The organism is uncultured Tepidimonas sp., from assembly GCF_938045175.1.
GTDB lineage: Bacteria > Pseudomonadota > Gammaproteobacteria > Burkholderiales > Burkholderiaceae_C > Tepidimonas.
In genome coordinates this window covers 1-4,180 of the sequence record NZ_CALIND010000012.1, presented here as the reverse complement: position 1 = coordinate 4,180, position 4,180 = coordinate 1, and the positions used below count along the sequence as shown (strand labels likewise).

4 protein-coding genes are annotated in these 4,180 nt (G+C 66.8%); all 4 read right to left on the bottom strand.

The annotated features are described in order from the left end of the window. Positions 1-71 precede the first annotated feature (71 nt). Positions 72-1,274, bottom strand: a complete 1,203-nt coding sequence (gene bioF, locus Q0716_RS00675; RefSeq protein ID WP_299018587.1) for an 8-amino-7-oxononanoate synthase — start codon at positions 1,272-1,274, stop codon at positions 72-74. Next, the gene (gene bioA / locus Q0716_RS00670) at positions 1,240-2,607 is read right to left on the bottom strand and encodes an adenosylmethionine--8-amino-7-oxononanoate transaminase (protein WP_299018585.1); all 1,368 of its coding nucleotides are present in this window, start codon (positions 2,605-2,607) and stop codon (positions 1,240-1,242) included. Before bioA ends, bioF begins: the two co-directional genes overlap by 35 nt. A 1-nt stretch (position 2,608) precedes the next feature. Beyond that, positions 2,609-3,073 (bottom strand): VOC family protein, encoded by a 465-nt coding sequence (locus tag Q0716_RS00665; protein WP_299018583.1) that lies wholly within the window; start codon positions 3,071-3,073, stop codon positions 2,609-2,611. Next, positions 3,070-4,180 (bottom strand): biotin/lipoyl-containing protein (locus Q0716_RS00660; RefSeq protein ID WP_299018581.1); only part of this gene is annotated, 1,111 nt, incomplete at its 5' end. The genes Q0716_RS00660 and Q0716_RS00665, both read right to left, overlap by 4 nt.

The window sequence follows — 4,180 nt, the reverse complement described above, 5'->3', positions numbered from 1 at the left end:
ACGGTGCAGCAGCCCGGCACTGACGCGGGTCTTGCCCACTTCAGTGTCGGTGCCGGTGACGAAACAGCCTTTCATGTTTGCTCCTCGTTCAGGGTTTCGGTGAGCGCGCCCAGCAGTTGGTCCACATCGGCTGCGGTGTGGCTGGCAGAAAGCGTCAGGCGCAAACGTGCCGTGCCCACGGGCACGGTGGGCGGGCGAATGGCGGGCACACGGATGCCACGCGCTTGTAGCGCGGCCTCCAGTGCCAGTGCGCGTGCGTTGTCGCCCACGATGAGGGGTTGAATGGGCGTGAAGGACGCTGGCAGCGACAGGCCCGGGTGGCGCTCTGCCAAGGCAGCCAGACCGGTGCGCAGCTGGGTGATCAGCTCGTTGAGCCGCCCGCGCCGCTCCACGCCTTCTGGGCCTTCGATCAGCGCCAGTGAATGCCCCAGCGCATGCGCCAACGCGGGCGGCATGGCCGTGGTGTAGATGTAAGGTCGGGCGCGCTGCACCAGCCATTCGACGATGACGGGGTGCGCGGCCACGAAGGCGCCCGACACCCCGGCGGCCTTGCCGAGCGTGCCCATGAAGATCAGGCGTTCGCTGCAAAGGCCGAAATGTTCCAGGCTGCCGTGGCCGTGCGCACCCAGCACACCAAAGCCATGTGCATCGTCAATGACCAGCCAGGCGTCGTATTGCTCGGCCAGGCGCAGCAACGCTGGCAGGTCGGCCACGTCGCCATCCATGCTGAAGACGGCGTCGGTGACGATGAGCTTGACCGGGGTGGTGCAGGCACGCAGTTGGCGCTCCAGCGCGTCGAGCTGCCCATGGGGGTAGCGCAACAGCTTGGCGCGGGCCAGCAAGGCGCCGTCGATGAGCGAAGCGTGGTTGAGCTTGTCGGACAGGATGGTGGCCTGCTCGTCGCCCAGTGCCGTCATCAACGCCACGTTGGCCATGTAGCCGCTGCAGAACAGCAGCGCACGTGCACCGGGAATGTGTGGTTCCAACCATTGCGCGAGGGTGGATTCCAACGCGGCATGCGCCTGGCTGTGGCCGCTCACGAGGTGCGACGCGCCGCTGCCCGCGCCCCACAGGCGGGCGCCTTCGGCCAGCGCTGCGGTCAGGGCCGGATGGTTGGCCAGACCAAGGTAGTCGTTGCTGCAGAAGGCGAGCATGCTGCCACCGCCTTGCCATTGCTGGTGCGGGCCGCACGGCGACGCACCCACCCTGCGGCGCCTGCGCAGGGCGGCAGCGTCGATGTCAAGCAGTTGACGGTTGATGTGTTCGATCAGCATCGGGCTGTTGCAACGTGTCGTGCAGGGTGGCCTGCAAGCGCTCGGACAACCAGCGCGAGAGGTCCCCGTCGAGCACGTAGGGGGGCATCAGGTACACGGTGCGCCCAATGGGGCGAACCAGCAGTTCGTGGCGGCGACCCGCCAGGTGAAACGCCTCGGCAAAGCGGCCCTGGGCAAGCTCTGCCTTGACGTCAAAGGCCCAGATCATGCCACGGCGGCGCGGGTGCTCCACCCCGGGGTATGCCATCAGCGGTGCCAGCGCCTGGTCGAGCAAGGCCGCTTGTTGGGCGTTGCGGCCCAGCACGTCCTGGGTGTCGAAACGGTCGAGCACGGCCAGCGCCGCCCGGCAGGCCAGCGCGTTGCCGGTGTAGGAATGCGAGTGCAGGAAGCCGCGCGCCACGTCATCTGACAGGAAGGCGCGGTAGATGGCATCGCGGCACAACACCAGCGACAACGGCAGAAAACCGCCAGTGATGCCCTTGGACAGGCACACGAAATCGGGCCAGATGCCCGCCTGTTCGCAGGCGAAGAAGGTGCCCGTGCGGCCACAGCCCACGGCAATCTCGTCGGCTATGAGGTGCACGCTGTACCGGTCGCACAGCGCGCGCACCCGTTGCAGGTAGGACGCATGGTGCATGGCCATGCCTGCGGCGCATTGCACCAGCGGCTCCACGATGACGGCGGCGATGTGCGCGTGGCGTTCGGCCAGCAGCGCCTCCAGATCGGCAGCGGCGCGTTGGGCCACAGCCGCAGCGTCCTCGCCTTCAGCGGCCTGGCGGTCGTCGGGCGAAGCTACCTGGTGCGAGCGCATCAGCAGCGGGTCGTAGGCGTCGCGGAAGACGGGCACGTCCGTGACGGCCAGGGCGCCCAGCGTTTCGCCGTGGTAACCCTGGCGCACGCAGATGAATTCGCGCTTGCCGCCCTGCCCCACGTTGCGCCAGTGGTGGAAGCTCATCTTGAGCGCGATTTCCACGGCGGACGCACCGTCGCTGGCGTAGAAGGCGTGGCCCAGCACGCCACCCGTGCGGGCCGACAGCCGTTCGGCCAGTTCAATGGCGGGCGCGTGGGTGCACCCGGCCAGCATCACGTGGGGCAATACGTCCAGTTGCTGCTTGAGCGCGTTGACGATGCCCTCGTCGGCATGACCGAACAGGTTGACCCACCAGCTGCTGTTGGCGTCGAAGTAGCGGTTGCCCTCCTGGTCGTACAACCAGGGGCCATGGGCGCGGGCGATGGGCAGCGGCGGCACCACGGCCGCGCGTTGCATTTGCGTGCAGGGGTGCCACACGCTGGCCTGGCTGCGGGCCTGCCAGTCGGCGTTACCTTGTACCACGTCAGCCCAGCGCCTGGATCACTTCGGGCGGTGCCTGCACCAGCTCGATCAGCACCCCCTCTCCCGCGATCGGGAACTCGTCGTTCGATTTCGGGTGCAGGAAGGCAATGTCGTAACCCGCCGCCCCCTTGCGGATGCCGCCCGGCGCAAAGCGCACGCCCTGCGCGCTCAGCCACTCCACCGCCCGGGGCAGGTCGTCCACCCACAGGCCCACATGGTTAAGCGGCGTGGTGTGCACGGCGGGTTTTTTGTCGGGGTCCAGTGGCTGCATCAAGTCGACTTCGACCTTGAAGGGGCCTGAGCCGAGGGCGCAAATGTCTTCGTCGACGTTCTCTCGCTCGCTGACGAAGGTGCCGGTGACTTCCAGGCCGAAGAGATCGACCCACAGGCGCCGCAGCCGCGCCTTGTCCGGGCCGCCGATGGCGATCTGCTGGATGCCCAATACCTTGAATGGGCGCTGGCTCATTTCTCGAACTCCACGATGGGTTGATCCACCACCAAGCTTTCGCCCTTGCTGGCCAGCACCTTGGCCACCACGCCGTCGGCACTGGCAAACAGCACGTTTTCCATCTTCATCGCTTCGATGACGGCGACGCGCTCGCCCGCCTGCACTTTCTGACCAGGCTGCACGCAGATATCGACCAGCAACCCTGGCATGGGCGACAGCACGTAGCGGCTCATGTCCGGCGGCGCCTTGTAGGGCATCAAGCGGTACAGCTCGGCCATACGCGGGGAGACGACCAGACACTCCATGCGGGTGCCGTTGTGCTGCACCACCAGCGCCAGCGGGTTTTTGGCGCTACCGCGCTCGATCTGCGCGGTGAAGGGCCGTCCGTTGACCTCGCCGGTGATCACGATGTCGCTCAGGCGCGAGGGCGAGCGAATCTGATAGCGCTTGTGCCCAACGAGCACCGTGGCCTGACCACTTTCCCCCACGAACTCATCGACGTGCACAGGCACATAGCGATGCTGGCCATCAGCGGCCAAGCGGATGACGGTGTAGTCCTTGCCGACTTTCACGCCAAATCCCGGTAGCTGCCCGCTGATGGCGGCCGCACGCTCGCGCGATTTGCGGCGCACGAAGGCCGCCAGCGCGATCAGGAAGTCTTCGTCCTCGTGCGGCACGTCCTCGGCGCGAAAGCCGCCGCCATAGTGCTGGGCGATGAAACCCGTGTGGAAGCGCCCCGCGATGAAGTCGGGGTGGGCCAGCAACGCCGCCTGGAACGGAATGTTGCTGCTGATGCCGCGAATGACGAAGGCGTTGAGCGCGTCGCGCATCTTGTCGATCGCCTCCGCCCGGTCTTTGCCGTGCACGATGAGCTTGGCGATCATCGAGTCGTAGTACATCGGGATTTCGCCGCCCTCGAACACGCCGGTGTCCACGCGCACGCCCCAGCGATGCTCGGTGTCGGCTTGCCACATCGTCTCGACCGGGGGCTTGAAGTGCACGAGCCGACCCGTGGAGGGCAAGAAGTTGCGAAACGGATCTTCCGCATTGATGCGGCATTCGATCGCCCAACCCTCGCGCTTGACGTCGGCTTGCGTCATCGGCAGGCGCTCACCGGCCGCGATG

Coding starts and splice junctions, on each gene's coding strand:
- Q0716_RS00665 (WP_299018583.1), bottom strand. CDS start 3,073: ATGAGCCAGCGCCCATTCAAGGTATTGGGCATCCAGCAGATCGCCATC.
- bioF (WP_299018587.1), bottom strand. CDS start 1,274: ATGCTGATCGAACACATCAACCGTCAACTGCTTGACATCGACGCTGCC.